This is a genomic window from Micromonospora sp. RHAY321, assembly GCF_023896955.1.
Classification (GTDB): domain Bacteria; phylum Actinomycetota; class Actinomycetes; order Mycobacteriales; family Micromonosporaceae; genus Micromonospora.
In genome coordinates this window covers 88,177-105,919 of record NZ_JAMHIW010000008.1, presented here as the reverse complement: position 1 = coordinate 105,919, position 17,743 = coordinate 88,177, and the positions used below count along the sequence as shown (strand labels likewise).

The 17,743-nt window shown below is 74.1% G+C and carries 16 protein-coding genes and 1 riboswitch; of the genes, 4 read left to right on the top strand and 12 right to left on the bottom strand.

What is annotated here, in order from left to right; all coding sequences use genetic code 11:
* The first annotated feature begins 63 nt into the window (after positions 1 to 63).
* Positions 64 to 531 carry an SRPBCC family protein gene (locus M8C17_RS18875; RefSeq protein ID WP_252417817.1) on the top strand — a complete coding sequence of 156 codons (468 nt, stop codon included), beginning with the start codon at positions 64 to 66 and terminating at the stop codon, positions 529 to 531.
* Between the two features lie 76 nt (positions 532 to 607).
* Here the strand turns inward: M8C17_RS18875 and M8C17_RS18870 are convergent, their stop codons facing one another.
* From M8C17_RS18870 to M8C17_RS18850, 5 genes are all read right to left on the bottom strand, one after another.
* The gene (locus M8C17_RS18870) at positions 608 to 1,126 is read right to left on the bottom strand and encodes a hypothetical protein (protein ID WP_252417816.1); all 519 of its coding nucleotides are present in this window, start codon (positions 1,124 to 1,126) and stop codon (positions 608 to 610) included.
* Between the two features lie 119 nt (positions 1,127 to 1,245).
* Complete coding sequence (locus M8C17_RS18865) at positions 1,246 to 2,313, bottom strand: coiled-coil domain-containing protein (protein ID WP_374558622.1); 1,068 nt, start codon at positions 2,311 to 2,313, stop codon at positions 1,246 to 1,248.
* A gap of 5 nt (positions 2,314 to 2,318) precedes the next feature.
* A riboswitch (cyclic di-AMP (ydaO/yuaA leader) is annotated at positions 2,319 to 2,450 on the bottom strand.
* 141 nt (positions 2,451 to 2,591) lie between these two features.
* The gene (locus tag M8C17_RS18860) at positions 2,592 to 3,509 is read right to left on the bottom strand and encodes a cation diffusion facilitator family transporter (protein ID WP_252417815.1); all 918 of its coding nucleotides are present in this window, start codon (positions 3,507 to 3,509) and stop codon (positions 2,592 to 2,594) included.
* A 106-nt stretch (positions 3,510 to 3,615) separates the two neighbouring features.
* Positions 3,616 to 5,733 (bottom strand): AAA family ATPase, encoded by a 2,118-nt coding sequence (locus tag M8C17_RS18855; protein WP_252417814.1) that lies wholly within the window; start codon positions 5,731 to 5,733, stop codon positions 3,616 to 3,618.
* A gap of 107 nt (positions 5,734 to 5,840) precedes the next feature.
* Positions 5,841 to 6,785 carry an alpha/beta fold hydrolase gene (locus M8C17_RS18850; RefSeq protein WP_252417813.1) on the bottom strand — a complete coding sequence of 315 codons (945 nt, stop codon included), beginning with the start codon at positions 6,783 to 6,785 and terminating at the stop codon, positions 5,841 to 5,843.
* 148 nt (positions 6,786 to 6,933) lie between these two features.
* Between M8C17_RS18850 and M8C17_RS18845 the strand changes: the two genes are divergently transcribed.
* Complete coding sequence (locus M8C17_RS18845; protein WP_252417812.1) at positions 6,934 to 7,590, top strand: carbonic anhydrase; 657 nt, start codon at positions 6,934 to 6,936, stop codon at positions 7,588 to 7,590.
* An 88-nt stretch (positions 7,591 to 7,678) separates the two neighbouring features.
* Here M8C17_RS18845 and M8C17_RS18840 read toward each other — a convergent pair whose 3' ends face one another.
* Entirely contained in the window at positions 7,679 to 8,008 is a 330-nt protein-coding gene (locus M8C17_RS18840; protein WP_252417811.1) for a hypothetical protein, read from the bottom strand.
* A gap of 306 nt (positions 8,009 to 8,314) precedes the next feature.
* On the opposite strand from M8C17_RS18840, the gene M8C17_RS18835 reads away from it, so the two are divergent.
* Together M8C17_RS18835 and M8C17_RS18830 are read left to right on the top strand one after the other, a co-directional pair.
* Positions 8,315 to 8,806, top strand: a complete 492-nt coding sequence (locus M8C17_RS18835) for a DUF3145 domain-containing protein (protein ID WP_203175116.1) — start codon at positions 8,315 to 8,317, stop codon at positions 8,804 to 8,806.
* Between the two features lie 105 nt (positions 8,807 to 8,911).
* Positions 8,912 to 10,654 carry a glycoside hydrolase family 3 protein gene (locus tag M8C17_RS18830; RefSeq protein WP_252417810.1) on the top strand — a complete coding sequence of 581 codons (1,743 nt, stop codon included), beginning with the start codon at positions 8,912 to 8,914 and terminating at the stop codon, positions 10,652 to 10,654.
* A gap of 20 nt (positions 10,655 to 10,674) precedes the next feature.
* On the opposite strand, the gene M8C17_RS18825 is transcribed toward M8C17_RS18830, so the two are convergent.
* From M8C17_RS18825 to M8C17_RS18800, 6 genes are all read right to left on the bottom strand, one after another.
* Positions 10,675 to 12,546 (bottom strand): NAD-binding protein, encoded by a 1,872-nt coding sequence (locus M8C17_RS18825; protein ID WP_252417809.1) that lies wholly within the window; start codon positions 12,544 to 12,546, stop codon positions 10,675 to 10,677.
* Positions 12,547 to 12,676: 130 nt separating this feature from the next.
* Positions 12,677 to 13,903 carry a beta-ketoacyl-ACP synthase II gene (fabF, locus tag M8C17_RS18820; RefSeq protein ID WP_252417808.1) on the bottom strand — a complete coding sequence of 409 codons (1,227 nt, stop codon included), beginning with the start codon at positions 13,901 to 13,903 and terminating at the stop codon, positions 12,677 to 12,679.
* A 2-nt stretch (positions 13,904 to 13,905) separates the two neighbouring features.
* A complete protein-coding gene (locus M8C17_RS18815) occupies positions 13,906 to 14,145 on the bottom strand; it encodes an acyl carrier protein (RefSeq protein ID WP_074313380.1) in 240 nt (79 codons plus the stop codon).
* A gap of 85 nt (positions 14,146 to 14,230) precedes the next feature.
* Entirely contained in the window at positions 14,231 to 15,175 is a 945-nt protein-coding gene (locus M8C17_RS18810) for a beta-ketoacyl-ACP synthase III (RefSeq protein WP_252417807.1), read from the bottom strand.
* Positions 15,172 to 16,341 carry an acyltransferase domain-containing protein gene (locus M8C17_RS18805; protein WP_252417806.1) on the bottom strand — a complete coding sequence of 390 codons (1,170 nt, stop codon included), beginning with the start codon at positions 16,339 to 16,341 and terminating at the stop codon, positions 15,172 to 15,174. The genes M8C17_RS18810 and M8C17_RS18805 overlap by 4 nt, the downstream gene beginning before the upstream one ends.
* A 78-nt stretch (positions 16,342 to 16,419) precedes the next feature.
* Positions 16,420 to 17,742: a PucR family transcriptional regulator gene (locus tag M8C17_RS18800; protein WP_374558676.1), complete on the bottom strand. Its 1,323-nt coding sequence runs from the start codon at positions 17,740 to 17,742 to the stop codon at positions 16,420 to 16,422.
* Between the last annotated feature and the right edge of the window lies 1 nt (position 17,743).

Here is a 17,743-nt window from a genome sequence, read left to right as displayed (position 1 = left end):
CGGGCGTTGCCAGCCCGACCGGCGTACGGGACGATCGGGCGACCATCGACGGCGGGAGACGGTGTGCTCAGGAGCGATACCTTCAGCTACACCGTTCAGGCCCGTTGCTCGACCGCCGACGCGGCGGCGCTGCTCAGTGACCTGACCCGGCAGGGCGAGCTGCACCCACTGATCATCCGGGTCCGCATGCTGCCTCCCCGGCCCGGCGCCCAGGCCAGCTACGCGATCAGCGACCGGCTGGCGGCGGGGCCGTTGCGCTTCCGGACCACCTACCAGGCGGACGTGCTGATCAGCGAGGAAGACGAGATCGTCATGGTGGCCCGCCAGTGGCCGGCCACCACCGTGCGCAACCACACCCGGCTGCGCGCCGAGCCGGACGGCCTGGTCCGCATCGATGTCGAGATCACCCTGACCGCGCCCGCCCCGCTGTTCCGGTACGCGTTCCGCCAGGCCCGCGCGGCCCACCTGGCCCTGGCCACCCGACTCGGCGCGGTCCTGGACCGTCCCGACGTCCCCCCACCCCCCACCTGACCAACTTCGCGCGTCCGCGCCGCGCCCCTCCAAGGTCGCGCCCTGGATGTAGTGGCCTGCTGCGGCTCCGAGGCCACTACATCCTGGTTGCAGCGCGATCATGGCTGGCCGGGCCGGCGACGGTGGGCCGGGCGGCCGGTCGTCGCCCCCACGGCTTGTACGTCGAGAGCACCGTCGCGATGACCATCAGGCTGGTGGACACCGCCGGTGCGATCACCAGGTCGGCGCGGTCCCGGGCGGGCAGGGCGACGCCCAAGGCACCGGCGTGGCGCAGGTTCGGGGTGAGCAGGAACAGCACCAGTCCGACCATCACCGTGGTGATGACGAGCTTGGTCAGCACCCAGCGGTAGCGCAGCAGGCCCCACGGGGTGAGCAGCGCGCTGGCCACGCCGACCAGCCAGACCAGCACGCTCAGCGGCGCGAACAGCACGGTGCCGATCAGCGCGGCGACCGGGTAGACGACGGCCGGGTCGGCGCCACGCAGCGCCGCGACGCCGAGGGTGAGCAGCACCAGGTCGGCGCCGAGCCAGCCGAGCGACGTGACCAGGTGCAGGGTGAGCAGCGCCTTGCGGGCGGGTGGCGGGAGTCGACGCATACGAGCGATGCTGCCGCCTGGTCCGGCCGTGGTCGTCCGACCGTCGGCGACATCCGGGGTACGCCCGCTGACGTACCCCGTCCGGTGCCCCCGTGTCAGGGGGCACCGGACGGGTCGGGTCAGTACACCGACAGGTGCACGTGGTTGGTGTGGTCGCTGGACGGGTCGCCACCCGCTCCGCTGTACGACTTCCACCCGCTGCTGGGCAGCCAGATCTGCCGGTACCAGATCACGTACAGCACGGCGAGCCGGTCGGCGTTGCGGATGAAGTACGCGGCCAGGTTGTTGCCGTACGTCTTGTCGCCGCCGGTGGCGTCCCCGCCGAAGCCGCTCTTCTGTGCCGCGAAGTCGCAGGCCCGGCCCTTGGGGTGTTCGCCGGAGCCGCCGGAGCGGTGGCAGGAGACGTACCGGGTGAAGCCGGCGGCCTTGGCCTGGTTGAGCGCGTGCAGGGTGCGCGGGGTGATGCAGCCGGTGGCCGGGGTGGGGTCGTTCACGCTGCACGACTCCGATGGCCAGGAGCCGTCGGAGTTGCGCGGCGCCGCCTGGGCGTTCGCGGCCGAGGTGCCCCGGTTGGAGCCGCCGCCGTCGGCGGTTGTCCGGGGCTTGGTGGTCGCCACCGTCAGGGCCCGTTCGGCCTGCTCCTTGCGCTTGGCCATCACGGTGACCTGCTTGCGCTGTTCGCGGATCTCGCCGTCGAGCGCGATCCGGGTGCGGTTGGCCTGGTCCTTGGTGGCGAGCAGGTCGCGCAGCACCCGGTCCTCGTTGGCGGCGACCGCGTCGAGCGCGGCGGCCCGGTCCATGAAGCCTTCCGGGGTGTTGCTGTTGAGCAGCGCCGACACCGTGCCGAGCCGGCCGGTGCGGTAGGCCACCCCGGCGATCTCGCCGACCTTGCCGCTGCGTTGGGTCAGCTCGGTCTCGGTGGCCTTGAGTTGGGTGGTGAGCTGCTGCTGGCGCTGTACGGAGGTGTCCAGGGCCCGCTTCGCGTCCAGGTAGCCCTTGCTGGCCGCCTCGAGTTGCGCCCGGAGTGCCGGGGTGCCGCCTTCCTCGTCGCCGTCGGGGGCCGCGGCCGCCCGCAGGTTGGTCGGGGGAGCGGCCGAGGCAGCGCCGGCCGGCAGTGCGACGCCGAGAGCGAGCATCGCGACGATCAGGGCCGCCAGTCGGGCGGCGGGTGGTCGTGCTGGTGCCACTACGCATGTCCTTCCGTCAGCCGCCGACCGGGTTAGCTGACGGGTTCGGGACGGAAGATCCCTACCGCTGACGCGGATGCACCCCAGGAACATGGTTCCCCGGTTCGCCCGCTCGGGCGATTAGGCGGCGACCGCCACCGGCGCCGTTAGGGCGCCGCCGGGTGGAGGCCGGGACCGAGCCTACCGGTGCCTGTGGGACCTGTGCAGCCGATGTGACGGACGGTGCGTGCGTCGTCACCAGTAATTCGGACTAAAATGAGAAAAACTGCCTAAAGGCATTACCAACTGACCGAACCGCAGGCCCCGGGAGCGGCGCCGGGCTCGGTCTGCAACGTCGCGTGCTCGATCCGGAAGTCCTCGTGCAGGGCGGTACGCGCCGCCGTGAGCACCGCGCCGACGTCCGCGCCGGGGGCCATGGTCAGGTGTGCGGAGGCCACCTCCATGCCGGAGGTGAGCGTCCAGACGTGCAGGTCGTGCACCTCGACCACGCCGGGCACGGCGGCCAGCCGGTCGTGCACGGCGGTCACCTGGAGGTGTTCGGGCGCGGCCTGCACCAGGATGCGGACCGCGGCCCGCCCCAGCCGCCAGGTGCGCGGCAGGATGAACACGCCGATGGCGACCGCGACCAGAGGGTCGGCCCACCACCAGTCGGTGACCTGGATGAGCAGCGCCGCGCCGATCACGCCGAGCGAGCCGAGCAGGTCGCCGAGCACCTCCAGGTAGGCGCCCTGCAGGTTGATGCTCTCCCGGGCGCCCGCGCGGAGCAGGGCGAACGCCGCCAGGTTGGCGAGCAGGCCGAGCGTGGCGACCACGAGCATCGGGCCGGCCAGCACCTCGTGCGGGTCGCCGAACCGGCCGATGGCCTCGATCACGACGTAGACCGCCACGCCGGAGAGCAGGACGGCGTTGGCGAGCGCGGCGAGCACCTCGAGCCGGTAGAGCCCGAACGTGCGCTGCGGGTCGCCGGTGGCCCGCCGGGTGGCGGTGATGGCGGCGAGCGCCATGGCGATGCCGAGCACGTCGGTGAACATGTGCCCGGCGTCGGAGAGCAGGGCCAGCGAGCCGGTGTGGAAGGCGGCCACCGCCTCGACCACCATCAGGGTGGCGAGGAGCCCGAACGCCGTCCAGAGTCGGCCCCGGTGCTGGTGCGCGGCATTGGCGACCGACCCATGGTGGTGGTCATGACCTGCGCCCACGAAACCACCCTCCGCCGTCCGCCGGGACCTGGTCAAATGTATGCTCACATCGCTATGTATGCAAGTGTAGGGCCGGCGACCCCCCGGCGCGGCTCACCGCCGCAGGTCAGCCGGTCGGGTCGATGGTGGTGAGCCGCTGGGTGGCCCGGGAGAGCGCCACGTAGAGCGTCCGTACGCCGGCACCCGGATCCGCCCGGATCTCGCTCGGGGCGACCAGCACCACCCCGTCGTACTCCATGCCCTTCGCCTCCAGGCTGGTCACCACCTGCAGCCGCGGCGCGCCGAGCGCGCCGAGCCAGCCGGCGACCTCGTCGCGGCGGGGGACCGGCGTGATCACCCCGACCGTGCCCTCGACCTCGGCCAGCAGGCCGGTGGCCGCCTCCACGACCGCCGTCTCCAGCGCGGTCGGGGGCACCACCAGCTCGACCGGGTCGACCCCGGTCGAGCGGACGGCGCTCGGCAGCGTCAGATCCGGGTAGAGCCGGCGGATCTCCGCCGCCGCCACCGCGAAGATCTCCGCCGAGTTGCGGTAGTTGGTGGTCAGGGTGAAATCGTGCCGCTTGCGCCGGCCCAGCGCCTGGTCCCGAGCCCGGTCCAGCTCCTGCGGGTCGCCGGTCCACGCGGTCTGCGCCGGATCGCCCACCACCGTCCAGGACGCCAAGCGGCCGCGCCGGCCGACCATGCGCCACTGCATCGGCGAGACGTCCTGCGCCTCGTCCACCACCACGTGCGCGTAGTCCCGGTAGTCCGCCGGACGCTCCCGGGCCGACTCCCGGGCGGCCCGCTGCCGCTCGGCGAAGGTGCTCAACTCGCGGACCCCGCCCGCCAGCTGGAACGGGTCGCGCCGCGCCCGGGCCGGCTGGGCCGGCTTGCCGAGCAGCGCGTCCAGCTCGTCCAGCAGCGCCACGTCGGCGATGGTCAGCCCGTCGGTGTCCAGGCTCTGGTACGCCGCGCTGAGCAGCCGGACCTCCGCGCTGGAGAGGATCCCGCCGGCGTACCGGCGCAGCCGATCCGGCTGGGCCAGCCAGTCGAGCACGTGCCGGGGGTGCAGCCGCGGCCACCACGCCTTCAGGAACTCCCGGAACTCCGGCCGCTCGGCGATCTCCGCCTCGAACGCCGGCTGCTCCGGCAGCCGACCGACGCTCAGCCGCCGGGCCTGGGCCCAGAGCGCGGCGAAGACGCCGTCGAAACCGGCCCGGCGTGCCTCGTTGCGCCGGGCGCCCCGGTGCAGCGCGCGGTCCCGGATCCGGTCCAGCTCGGCCCGGTCCAGCCGCAGCAGCACGCCCCGGTAGAGCAGCCGCAACTCGCCCGGACCGCCCGGCACCGCGTCCCGGACCGCCCGCTCCAGCACCCGGCGCATCCGCAGCGAGCCCTTCACCGACGCCACCTCGGGCGGGTCGGTGCGGGTGGCGGTCATCCCCGGGAAGAGGGTGCCCAGCGAGTGCAGGGTCGCGGTGTCCTCACCGAGCGAGGGCAGCACCGAGGCGATGTACTCGACGAAGACAGAGGACGGGCCGACCACCAGGATGCCGCCGCCGGCGTACCGGCTGCGGTCGGAGTAGAGCAGGTACGCGGCCCGGTGCAGGGCCACGGCGGTCTTGCCGGTGCCCGGGCCGCCGGCCACGATCGTCACACCGGAGCCGGGCGAACGGATCGCCTCGTCCTGCTCCCGCTGGATGGTCGCCACGATGTCGCGCATGCCCCGGCCGGTTGCCCGCGACAGGGTCGCCAGCAGCGCGCCGTCGCCCACCACCGTCATGCCCTCCGGGGCGGCGGTCGGGTCCAGCAGGTCGTCCTCGATGCGGGTGACGCGCTCGTTGCGGGACTGGATGGTGCGACGGCGCACCACGCCCAGCGGCTGGGCGGGCGTGGCCTGGTAGAAGGCGGCGGCCGCCGGCGCCCGCCAGTCGACGACCAGGGTGGTGGCGTCCTCGTCGCGGATGCCGAGCCGCCCGACGTGCAGCACCTGCCGGTCCCGCAGGTCCAGCCGGCCGAAGACCAGCCCCTCGTGCTCGGCGTCGAGGGTGTGCCGCCGCTGTGCGGCGTGGAAGACCATCGCGTCGCGTTCGACCAGCGCGCCGAACGTGCCCACCCGGGCCATCCGGTAGCCGTCCCGCTCGGCGCGAACCGCCGAGCGCCGCAGTTCGGCCAGTCGGGCGTACACCCGGTCGAGGTGCCGTTGCTCGACGGCGATCTCCTGCTCCAGGGCGGTCTGGTCGGTCAACGCACGCTCCTTCGATGTCGCCGGCAAGCGGCGCGAACCGCGCGGGCCAACCGCAGAAGGGTACGGCCCCCGACCGGGCGCCCCGCGCCCGAGGTGCGGGAACGTGGTCAGGCACCCGCTCCGACGGCGCTCGCACCCGCCGCGTCCGGCGACGGATCGGCGAGCACCCGGCCCAGGACACCGGTCAGCGCGGCGTTCACCTCGTCCGGGCGTTCCATCATCAGCATGTGCCCGGCGCCCGGGCAGACGGTCAACTCGGTGGCCGGCAGGGCCGCGGCGATCGACTCGGCGCAGGGCGGGGGCGTCAGCCGGTCCCGGTCGCCGACCAGGGCGGCGGCCGGCAGGTGCGCCAGCGCGGCGAGGGTGTCCAGCCGGTGCTGGGTGCCGATCGACGCGCGGAACCCGCCGATCGAGCGCAGCGAGGCGCGGGCCACCGCCGAGGTCACCAGCCGGATGTCGGCCGGTTCGCAGCGGTCGCCGAAGAGCATCCACCGGATGCTCGGTTGCAGCGCGCGCAGCAGCGCCCGGGGCGGTCGCCACGAGCCGCAGCGGGCCAGGACGCCGGCGCCGGTGGTCTCGGCCAGCCTGATCAGCCGGGCGATCCGCGGCGACAGCCCGTAGACGGTGTGCGTGTGCCCCTCGGCGGTGGTCGAGACGAAGACCAGCCCGGCGGTGCGGGCCGCGAAGTGGGCGGCGTGGCGGTGCGCGTACTCCATGATCGTCATGCCGCCCATGGAGTGCCCGACCAGGACGACCCGCCCGGTCGGCGCCACCGCGTCGATCACCGCGGCCAGGTCGTCGCCGAGCTGGGCCAGCGTGGCCGTGGGCAGCGCCATGCAGCTGGACCGTCCGTGCCCGCGCGCGTCGTAGGTGACCACCCGCACCCCGTCGCCGGTCGGCCCGGTGAGCGCGTCCACCTGGCGGTGCCAGCTGCGCCCGTCCAGCGTCCAGCCGTGCAGCAGGACGGCGGTGACCTGGGCATCCGCGGGCCCTGCCACCTCGACGTGCAGCCGGACGCCGTCGGCCATCCCGACCTCGAACCGCTCCGGCATCGCCACCTCCCGAGGGCCGCCCCGTACCACCAGCACCGGGATACCCGGCGGTAACACGGGCTACCCGCCATGACACCACGCCAATCACGTCCGCGCGAACATTCCCGACCCCGCCCGTGGCCGGCGACGGCGGGCCAAGCTGGACGGCATGGGGTCGTCGGGGGCAGCGCTCGGCCCGCAGGCGGGCGGACCTTCGGCGCAGGGGCGGCAGGCCGGTGGTACGCCCCGTGCCGCGCTGGCCGACCTGCTCGCCGGCAATCGACGCTTCGTCAGCGGCCAGCCCGTGCACGGGCACGACGTGACGGCCGCGGCCGCCGCGTCCGGCGACCAGCAGCCGTACGCCGTGGTGCTCGGCTGCATCGACTCGCGCGTGCCGCTGGAGGCGATCTTCGACCAGACGTTCGGCGCGATCTGCGTGATCCGCACCGGCGGGCACGTGCTCGACCGCGCGGTGTGCGGCTCCATCGAGTACGTGGTCGGCCAGCTCGGCGTACCGCTGGTGATGGTGCTCGGCCACGAACGGTGTGGCGCGGTGGGGGCCGCCGTGGATGCCCTGCGCGGTGGGGAGCGTCCCGGCGGCTCGCTGGCGTACCTGGTCGACGAGATCGCCCCGGCCGTGATCGAGGCGGGGCTGGACGACCCGGCGGTGCATCCGCTGGCGATCCGCCGGCACGTCCGGCGCACGGTGCGCACCCTGCGGGACGACGATCTGCTGGCCGGGCCGGTCGCCGCCGGCCTGGTCGCCGTGGTCGGCGGCCTCTACGACCTGGCCACGGGAGAGGTCACCCTGCTGGAACCGGCCTGAACCCGGGCGCTCCGGCCGCCGCCGCAACGCGAAACCGCCCGCCGGGAAGACCCGACGGGCGGTTTCAGATGCTGCGGTGGGGGAGGGCTCAGCCCTCGAAGACGCCGGCGGCGACCAGGCGCTTCTCGGTCGCCTCCCAGCCGTCACCGGGGTGGGTCGCGGCCAGGTTGTTGATCTCCGCCCGGATCTTGGCGGCGTGGCCGGCGGCGGCCAGCACACGGATCTCCTCGAGGAAGGCCTCGGAGTCGGTGCGCAGGTGCACGGTCTTGCCGTTGGTCAGGTTCCGCACGTAGGCGTGCTTGCCGTTGTTGAGCGGGATGAGGTACTTGAACTCGCCCAGCACGCTGAGGGCGCCACCCTGGCCAGCCTGGCCGGCCCGGACGGACGCGCGCGCGGTCTTAGAGGTGTTGCTCGCCACGGAGGTACTCCTTGCAAGACGTACGGGAGGACTGGACGTCCGGGGGCTGTGTGCGGGCGACACTGGGTCGGCCCACGAAGATGTAACGCGGCAGAAGCCGCCGATGGAACTGTACATGACCACGACATCAGGCTGGTCGTCGCGGTGTCCTGAGAGGCAACGGAGACCACCCGTCCGGCTATTCCGGCCAGCGTTTTTTCCGATTCCCTGGCGCACCATCCGTCACACAAGTCATCATGTGTTGCAGGAACCACCTGGTTGACGAGGTCGTAGGGGAAGACGCACCTCGCTCTCCGGGAGGTCACCGTGCCAACGCGTGGCGTCGTATACGTCCACTCGACCCCGCTCGCCGTGTGCTCGCACGTCGAGTGGGCGATCGCGCGCGTCCTAGCCGCGCCGGTCAACCTGCAGTGGACGGCTCAGCCCGTCGACCCCGGCGCACGCCGGGCCGAGTGCGGGTGGACCGGTCGTCCGGGGACGGGCGCCGAGCTGGCTGCTGCCCTCCGGCAGTGGCCCATGATCCGTTTCGAGGTGACCGAGGAACCGAGTCCGGGCGCCGACGGCGAGCGTTTCATGTACGTGCCGGCACGCGGCCTGTTCCGGGCCACCGTCGGTGCGGCCGGTGACATCCAGCTCGGCGAGGACCGGCTGCGGGCGCTGATGGCCGGCAGCCGGGCGCCGGAGGCGCTGGCGCACGCCCTCGACAAGGCCCTCGGCACCGCGTGGGACGCTGACCTGGAGCCCTACCGGTACGCCGGCGACGGCGCTCCGGTGACCTTGCTCACCCGGGTCGGGTGACCCGGGCAGCTCCGACCCGCCCACCTGCCCGCACGTCGTCGGCGCACTGGCGCGGGCCGGCCGGCCGGTAAGGTCAAGTTGCCCCGATAAGGGTGAACTGGTGGGATGGGCGGCGTGTCGATTCGCCCGCGCCGCGCCAGCGTCGCCGTCGCCGCCCTGACCGCCCTGCTCGTCTCCGGCTGCTCGGGCGGCCCGGAACGCCCTGCCCCGACACCCGGCCCGTCCGGCACGTCCGCCGGCCCGGGTGCTCCCGCCACGACACCGAGCGCCGACCCGGCTGACCCGGCCGCACGCGCCACCGCGCTGGTCGCCACGCTGTCCGACGAGGATCTGGTCGGCCAGGTGCTGATGCCGTACGCCTACGGCGACTCGGCGACGAAGGTCTCACCCGGCTCCGCCGCCGGCAACCAGGCGTTGGCCGGCGTCGACACCCCGGCCCAGATGATCGCCAAGTACCGGCTGGGCGGGCTGATCCTGGTCGGGTTCAGCGCCGACGACCCCACCAAGGGCAACCAGGAGACCACCAACGTCGACAACCCGAAGCAGGTCCACGAGCTGACCGGCGGGCTGCGCGGCGCCGCCGGCAAGCTCGCCGCCGGCCCGGCGCCCTTCCTGATCGGCACCGACCAGGAGTACGGGGTGGTGACCCGGGTCACCGACGGGGTCACCCTGCTGCCCAGCGCCCTCGCGGCCGGGGCGGCCGGGAAACCCGAGCTGACCGAGGCCGCCTGGCGGGCCGCCGGCACCGAGCTGGCCGCGATGGGGATCAACGTGGACTTCGCCCCGGTGGCCGACGTGCTGGCCACCCGCAGCACGGTGATCGGCTCCCGGTCGTACGGCGCGGACCCGAAGCAGGCCGCCGCCCAGGTCGGCGGCGCCGTCCGTGGCCTGCAGGCCGCGGGCGTCGCGGCCACCCTGAAGCACTTCCCCGGGCACGGCCACAGCGCCGACGACTCGCACCAGGACCTGCCGGTCCTCAGCCAGTCGGCGGCGGCGCTGCAGAGTGGGGCGTGGCCGCCGTTCACGGCCGGGATCGACGCCGGGGCGATGGCCGTGATGTCCGGCCACCTGGACGCGCGGGCCATCGACCCGGGCACCCCGGCGACCTTCTCGCACAAGCTGCTCACCGACGTGCTGCGCGGTCAGCTCGGCTTCAAGGGTGTGGTGATCACCGACGGCATGAACATGCCGCCGGCGAAGCGCTGGGCGCCCGGTGAGGCCGCCGTCCGGGCGCTGAACGCCGGAAACGACCTGATCCTCATGACCCCGAACGTCGGCCAGGCGTACGACGGGCTGCTCGCCGCGCTGCGCGGCGGGTCACTGCCCCGCGCCCGGCTCGTCGAGGCGGTCACCCGGGTGCTGACCATGAAGTTCCGGCTGGCGGCGCTTCCGCCCGCGCAGATGTCCACGCTCAACGCCCCGGCGCACCGCGCGGCGGCGGAGGCGCTGGCCGCCGGTGCCGTCACCGTGCTGCGCGGCGCCTGCGGTGGCGCCGTGCGAGGGCCTGTCACCGTCACCTCCTCCGGTGGCCGGGACAGCACCCGGGCGGCGCTCACCACCGCGCTGACCGCGGCCGGCGTGCCGGTCAAGCCCAGCGGCGGCACCGTCGTGCACCTGGTCGGCTACGGCGACGGCACCAACGACCTGCGTGCCGGCGCGGCGGTCACCGTCGCCCTGGACACCCCGTACGTCCTGGCCAAGGCGACGTCACCGACGCTGCTGGCGACGTACTCCTCCAGCCGGGCGTCGATGACCGCGCTGGCCGCCGTGCTGGCCGGCAAGGCGCGTCCGGGCGGACGGTCCCCGGTGGCCGTGCCGGGCCTGCCCGCCACCACCTGCGCCACCTGACCGAGCACCGCCCGCCCGGGTCACCGACCGTCCCCGGCCGCCGGCCGGTCGGCGGCGTCGCCGCTGGTGGCCGGGCCTGGCGGCGCGGCGTCCGTGCCCGGCTGGCGCGCCGCCGGTGGGATGAGCAACCGCAACGGCGTCCCACCGACCGTGCCGGCCGACATCGGCGGCGGGTCGCTGCTCGGCGCCGTCCGTGCCAGCAGCGCCGCCAGCCCGGCCCGGGTGGCGACGACCAGCAGCCGATCGGTGCGCACCAGCGGCCGCCGCTGCGGCAGGGACCAGATCGTCTGCCCCACCCGGCCGGTGCGCATCGCGATCACCCGGGCCTCACGCGGACGGCTGATCTGCGGACAGGTGCTGCCCTCCACCTCCGAGCCGGCACCGACCGGCAGCTCGGCGACCAGCAGGACCCGCCGCCCCACCGAGATCGTGTCGATCACCTCGCGGCCCATCATGGCCGCCGCGAACGCCGGCGCGGCCAGGTACGAGACGCTGCGTGAGTGGTTGATCCCGAAGGCGCGCTGCACCCGCTGCGCGAACCCCTCGTCGAACAGCCGCAACACCACCCTCAGCGGCGCCGCCGTGCCACCCGACGCCGCTCGGTGCAGCGAGCGCCCGAGCAGCGCGGTCTCCAGGTTGGTGACGTCGTCGGCGCAGAGCACCACCAGCGCCCGGCAGGTCGACACGGACGCGGCCCGCAACGTCTCCGGGCTGGTCGCATCGCCGATCAGGACCGGCAGGCCCAGCTCCCGGGCCACCGCCACGCCACGGGCCGTGGCCGCCCGGTCCACCGCCACCACTGTCAGGCCGAACGAGTGCAACTCCTGCACCACCCGGGTGCCGATGTTGCCCAGCCCGACCACGATCACGTGGTCGTCGAGCGGGTCGGTGAGCCGACCGGCCGCGACCGCCAGCCGGGCCCGCACCACCGAGTCGACCACCAGCGCGGTCACCGTGGGGACCAGCGCCACGCCGGTGACCACCAGCAGCAGGGCCGTGACCTTCTCCACCGGTGACCCGGTCGGGTCCGCGTCCGCGCTGCCCAGGGCGGTGAGAAGCGTCAGGTAGCCGGCCTCCACCGGATCCAGGTTCCGGGCCTGGCCGAGCAGCACGCTGCAGACCGCGAACAGCCCGGCGGTCGCGCCCAGCGCCCAGCGCAGTCGTCGGCCGAGCACCAACCGGGCCGTCCTCAGCAGCCGGCGGCGCGGTGGGGTGGGCGCCGACCGTCGGCGGCCGTACGCCCGCACCAGCACCAGGTCGGCGGCGTCCTCGTCCGCCGGGAGGGTGACCGGCTCGGGGCCGCTCGTGTCGGCCAGCGCGCAGACGACGTCCGTGGTGGCCGGGTCGAGGGTGGCGCGACTGGCGATCCTCAGCAGCTCGTCGTCGGGCAACCGCAGGTAGGTCGGCGTGTCATCGCCCAGCGTCGCGGCCACGAACGCCGGCGCGGCGATCTCCGACCCGGACAGCACCGCGCAGTCGCCGAGCATGGTGGCCACGCCCTCGCCGAGCACCGGGTTGAACAGCCGGACGACGATCCGCACGTCCGGGTCGAACTCCCGGACGATCAACGCGGCGTCCACGTTGGCCACGTCGTCCGCGCTCACCAGCGCGACCGCCGCCGCCCCGCGTACCCCCACCCGGTGCAGCACGTCGCTGGTCAGCCGGCGGGCCACCACCACCTCGGGGCGCGGACCCGCCGCGACCGCCTCGGCGGCGAACTCGGCGATGTCCGGAGCGTGGTTGTCGGTCAACGATGGCAGCACCACGGTCACCGTCACGCCGTACCGGTCGACCAGTTCGTTGACCAGCCGGCGGGCCAGGGCGTTGTCCCCGCAGACCACGAACCGCCGACCGGAATCCAGATCGACGCCGTCCGCGCTCTCGTCGGGCACGACCGCATGGTAGCCGTCGGCGACCATCGCGCCGGGTCTCGGCGGGAGCCGGGAGTCGGACGATGTCGGTCGCCGTCGGACCGGGCACCACGGAGATCCGTGGCACCCGGCCAGACGCGCGGCTGTGGGTCTAGGCCCGGGTGAAGACGAGCGCCACGTTGTGGCCGCCGAAGCCGAACGCGTTGTTCAACGCGGCCGGGATCTCCATGTGGCGAGCCTTGTGGGCGGCAACCTCCAGGGTGAGGCCGTCCTCCGGGTCGTCGAGGTTGATCGTCGGAGGAACGACGCCGTCGCGGATGGCGAGGATCGTGGCGATCGACTCCAGCGCGCCGGCCGCACCGAGCAGGTGACCGGTCATCGACTTGGTGGCGGCGAGCACCGGGTGATCGCCGAGCGCCTTGTGCAGCGCGCCGATCTCCAGCATGTCGCCGACCGGGGTCGAGGTGGCGTGCGCGTTGACGTGCACGATGTCGCGCTTGGCGACGTCCGCGTCCGCGATCGCCTTGGCGATGGCCCGGATGGCGCCCTCGCCCTCGGCGTGCGGCTGCACGATGTCGTACGCGTCGGAGGTGATTCCCGCACCGGCGAGGCGCGCGTACACCCGGGCGCCCCGGGCGGCGGCGTGCTCGGCCCGCTCCAGCACCACGATGCCGGCGCCCTCGCCGAGGACGAAGCCGTCGCGGCCCCTGTCCCACGGGCGGGAGGCCCGCTCGGGGTCGTCGTTGCGGGTCGACATGGCCCGCATCGAGCTGAACCCGGCGATGGGCAGCGGGTGGATGACCGCCTCGGTGCCCCCGGCCACCACCACGTCGGCCCGGCCGGCGCGGATGATGTCCAGGCCGAGCGCGATGGCCTCGGCGCCGGTGGCGCAGGCGCTGGCCACCGTGTGCACGCCGGCCTTGGCGCCCAGCTCCAACCCGACCCACGCGGCCGGACCGTTCGGCATCAGCATCGGGATCGTGTGCGGGGAGACCCGCCGCGGCCCGGACGCCTCCAGGATGTCGTCCTGGGCGAGCAGGGTGGTGGCGCCGCCGATGCCGGAGCCGACGCTGACGGCCAGCCGCTCCGCGTCGAGACCGGAGTCGGCCAGGCCGGCGTCCGCCCAGGCCTGCTGGGCGGCGATGATCGCGATCGCCTCGGAGCGGTCCAGCCGGCGCAGCCGGACCCGGTCCAGCACCTCCGACGGGTCCACGGCCAGTTGGGCGGCGATCCGGACGGGCAGTTGCGCGGCCCACTCCTGGGTGAGGGCACTCACCCCGGAGCGGCCGGCGAGCATTGCGTCCCAGGTCGACGCGACGTCCCCGCCGAGCGGGGTCGTCGCGCCGAGCCCGGTGACGACGACGTCGGGACGACTCATGATCAGGACTGCGCCGCGATGTAGGTGACAGCGTCGCCGACGGTCTTGAGGTTCTGCACCTCGTTGTCCGGGATCTTGACGCCGAACTTCTCCTCGGCGGCCACCACGACCTCCACCATGGAGAGCGAGTCGACATCGAGGTCGTCGGTGAAGGACTTCCCCTCGGCCACGTCGTCCGGGTTCACCCCGGCAACCTCTTCGAGGATCTCGGCGAGGCCGGTGGTGATCTCGTCACGGGTCATTGCGGTTGGTTCCTTTCATCGGGGGTTCTCCGGCGACCGGCGTCGCCGGCCGCCACTCCTCGGCGCGTACGCGCTAGAGGGGGTTTCAGGGGCAGCGGACGACCTGACCGGCGTAGGTCAGGCCACCGCCGAAGCCGAACAGCAGCACCGGCGCGCCCGAGGGCACCTCCCGGCGCTCGACCAGCTTGGACAGGGCCAGCGGCACGCTCGCCGCGGAGGTGTTGCCGGACTCGACGATGTCCTTCGCGATGATCGCGTCGGGGATGTTGAGTCGCTTGGCGATGCCGTCGATGATGCGGCCGTTGGCCTGGTGCGGCACGAACGCGGCCAGCTCCGACGGGTCGACCCCGGCGCGCTCGCACGCCTGCAGGGCCAGCGGCGCCAGCGCGGTGGTGGCCCAGCGGAACACCGCCTGGCCCTCCTGCTGGATGTACGGGCGCCAGCCCTCGATGCGGACGGCGTCGCTCTTCTCCGGCACGGAACCCCAGATCACCGGGCCGATCCCGGCGGGCTCGTCGTCGGCGGTCGCGGTGACCACCGCCGCGCCGGCGCCGTCGCCGAAGATGATGCAGGTGGAGCGGTCGGTCCAGTCGGTGAAGTCGGAGAGCTTCTCGGCGCCGATGACGATCGCGTTGCGCGACGCCCCGGCCCGGATGGCGTGGTCGACGGTGCCCAGCGCGTAGCCGAAGCCCGAGCAGGCGGTGTTGACGTCGTACGCGCCCGGCGCGGTGATGCCCAGCTTGGCGGCGACCCGGCAGGCCACGTTGGGGCTGCGGTCGACCGACGTGCAGGTGGCGACCACGACCAGGTCGATGTCGGCGGCGGTCAGGCCGGAGTTGGCCAGTGCCTTGCCGGCGGCGGCGGCGGCCATGTCGGCCACCGTCTCACTGTCGGCGATCCGCCGGCTGACGATGCCCACCCGGTCCCGGATCCACTCGTCGTTGGTGTCGACGAGCTGGGCGATGTCGTCGTTGGTCACCACCCGCGAGGGCTGGTAGTGCCCCATCGAGACGATGCGACTGCCAGTCATGAAAGTCCTCCGATGCGGGCGAGCGGTTGGCCCGGCGCGACCGGGTCGTCGTGGTGGGCGAGCCATTCGGTGAGAACCCCGCCCTGGTGCGCGGCCACCTCGACCGGCCCCTGGCGGGTGCCGACGTGCCCGATGACCTGGCCGAGGCGGATCGGCCCGCCCTCGGTCAGCCCGTCGGCGGGGGCGAAGGTGCCGGCGGACGGCGCCACCACCACGCCGAACCGCACGGTCGGCTTGTGGCTGGGCGCCATGCCGTGCCGGGCGATCAGGTCCCGCGCGGCCGGCAGGTCGTCCGGGGTGTTCAGGGTGACGATCTCCGGGGCGTTGTCGCCCTTGAGCTCGCGCTTGACGAGCCCGGCGAGCGTGCCGGCCGGGGGCAGCTCGATCACGCCGGTCACGCCGAGGTCGGCCAGCGTGCGCATGCACAGGTCCCAGCGCACCGGCGCGGTGACCTGGCGGACCAGGCGCTGCACCATCTCCCGGCCGTGGTCGACCGCGGTGCCGTCGAGGTTCGACAGCAGGATCCGGGTCGGGTCGGCCGGAACGATGCCGGCGGCGACGGCGGCCAGCGCGGTCTCGGCCGGCGCCATGTACGGGGTGTGGAACGCGCCGGCCACCTGGAGCCGGATGATCCGGGTCTTCGCGGGCGGCTCGGCGGCGAGCTTGTCCAGCCCGTCCAGCGCGCCGGCGGCGACGATCTGCCCGGCGCCGTTGCGGTTGGCCGGGTGCAGCCCGTGCGCGGCGATCGCGGCGAGCACCTCGTCCGGGTCGCCGCCGAGCACGGCCGCCATCCCGGTCGGTTCGAGGGCGCACGCGGCGGCCATCTCCCGGCCCCGCACGCCGGCGAGGGTGATCGCGGCCTCGGCCGGCAGGACCCCGGCCAGCGCGGCGGCGCCCAGCTCGCCGACGCTGTGCCCGGCGGTGAGCGTCACGTCGTGCAGCGGAAGGTGCTCGGCGGCGAGCAGCGCCGCGGCGACCAGCAGCGGCTGGGTGCGTGCCGTGTCCTTGATCTCGTCGGCGTCGGCGGCGGTGCCGAGGTGCAGCAGGTCGACCCCGGCCAGCGCCGACCACCAGCGCAGTCGCGCCTCGGTGCCGGTCAGGTCGAGCCAGGGGGTCAGGAAGCCGGGTTTCTGCGAACCCTGGCCGGGACTAAGTACGGCGAGCACGCCTATGACTCTCCCGGATACGCGTGGGTAGCGCTGTGCCGGCCCCGACCAAACCACACTAGGACCTTTGGAGGGTTCCTACAAAGATCGGCGGGGATCATCACCGGTTTGAGCCGTTTTCCGGGCGGCCGGGGTCATTGTCTGGCTCGGGACGGGCGGGGTCACCGGGACCACCGGATCCAGCCGGCCGACGGTCAACGCCACCTGGAGGGCGAACGCGTCCCGCGGAGACAGCGGCGAGAAGCTGGTCACCTCGGCGATCCGGCGCAACCGGTACCGCACCGTGTTCGGGTGCACGAACAACGCCCGGGCGGCGCTCTCCAACGTACCGCCCGCGGCCAGGAACGCGTCCAGGGTCTCCAGCAGCTCGCCACCGGCGCGCACCAGCGTCGCGTACACGTCGTGCCGCAACCGGCGGCGGGCCTCCGCGTCGCCGGCGAGGGCACGCTCCGGCAACAGCTCCCCGGCCGGCACCGGCCGGGGAGCGGTCGGCCACGCCGGCGCCGCCCGGAAGCCGGACAGCGCGGCCCGCGCCGACTCCGTGGCCTCGTCCAGACTGGGTACGGCGGGACCGACCACGACCGGGCCGTCGCCGAACGCGCTCAGCAGCTTGGCGGTGGCGGCCAGCGGGTCCGCGGCGCCGCCCAGCACGATCACCAGCCGGTCGCCGTGCACCCCGCCGATCACCTCCACGCCGATCCGGCGGGCCTGCCGGTAGACAACGTGCAGCACGGCGGAGACCTCACCGCCGGGGGAGCGACCCACCGCCACCGCGACCGGCGGCGCGTCCGCCCAGCCCAGCGCGGCGGCCCGACTGGCCAGTACGTCCGGCGAGTCACCGCGCAGCAGCGCGTCGACCAGCAGCGCCTGCAACCGGGCGTCCCACGCGCCGCGTGACTCGGCCGCGCGCGCGTAGACCCGGGCGGCGGCGAACGCGATCTCCCGGGAGAAGCGCAGCACCGCCTCGCGCAGTTGCTGCTCCTCGCCCTCGGCGGCCAGGTGCGACACCTGCTCCTCGACCACGTCGATGGTCACCTTGATCAGCGCGACGGTCTGCTGCAGGGTGATCGACCGGGCCAGCGCCTGGGGGGCGGCGGCGAAGACCTCGTCGGAGACCTCCTGCGTGCTGTCCGCGGTGCCTCCGCCGTCGCGCAGCCACTGCACCAGCGACTGGGCGCCGGCCTGGGCCACCAGCATCACCCAGGAGCGCTGGTCGGCCGGCATGGCGCGGAACCAGGGCAGTGTCTCGTCCATCCGGGCGACGCTGGCAGTGGCCAGCGCCCCCGCCGCCCGCTCGATCCGGCGCAGCGTGGCCGTCAGCTCCCCACCGCCCGGCGTGCTCCCCACACCACCAGCCTGGCACGTCCTGACCTGGATCTTCACGCCGGGCCGCCGGTCCAGG

Excerpts from the sequence above, each read along its gene's own strand:
- M8C17_RS18870 (WP_252417816.1), bottom strand. The coding sequence starts at position 1,126 with ATGCGTCGACTCCCGCCACCCGCCCGCAAGGCGCTGCTCACCCTGCAC.
- M8C17_RS18850 (WP_252417813.1), bottom strand. The coding sequence starts at position 6,785 with ATGCCGGAGCGGTTCGAGGTCGGGATGGCCGACGGCGTCCGGCTGCAC.
- M8C17_RS18845 (WP_252417812.1), top strand. The coding sequence starts at position 6,934 with ATGGGGTCGTCGGGGGCAGCGCTCGGCCCGCAGGCGGGCGGACCTTCG.
- M8C17_RS18830 (WP_252417810.1), top strand. The coding sequence starts at position 8,912 with ATGGGCGGCGTGTCGATTCGCCCGCGCCGCGCCAGCGTCGCCGTCGCC.
- fabF (WP_252417808.1), bottom strand. The coding sequence starts at position 13,903 with ATGAGTCGTCCCGACGTCGTCGTCACCGGGCTCGGCGCGACGACCCCG.
- M8C17_RS18815 (WP_074313380.1), bottom strand. The coding sequence starts at position 14,145 with ATGACCCGTGACGAGATCACCACCGGCCTCGCCGAGATCCTCGAAGAG.
- M8C17_RS18810 (WP_252417807.1), bottom strand. The coding sequence starts at position 15,175 with ATGACTGGCAGTCGCATCGTCTCGATGGGGCACTACCAGCCCTCGCGG.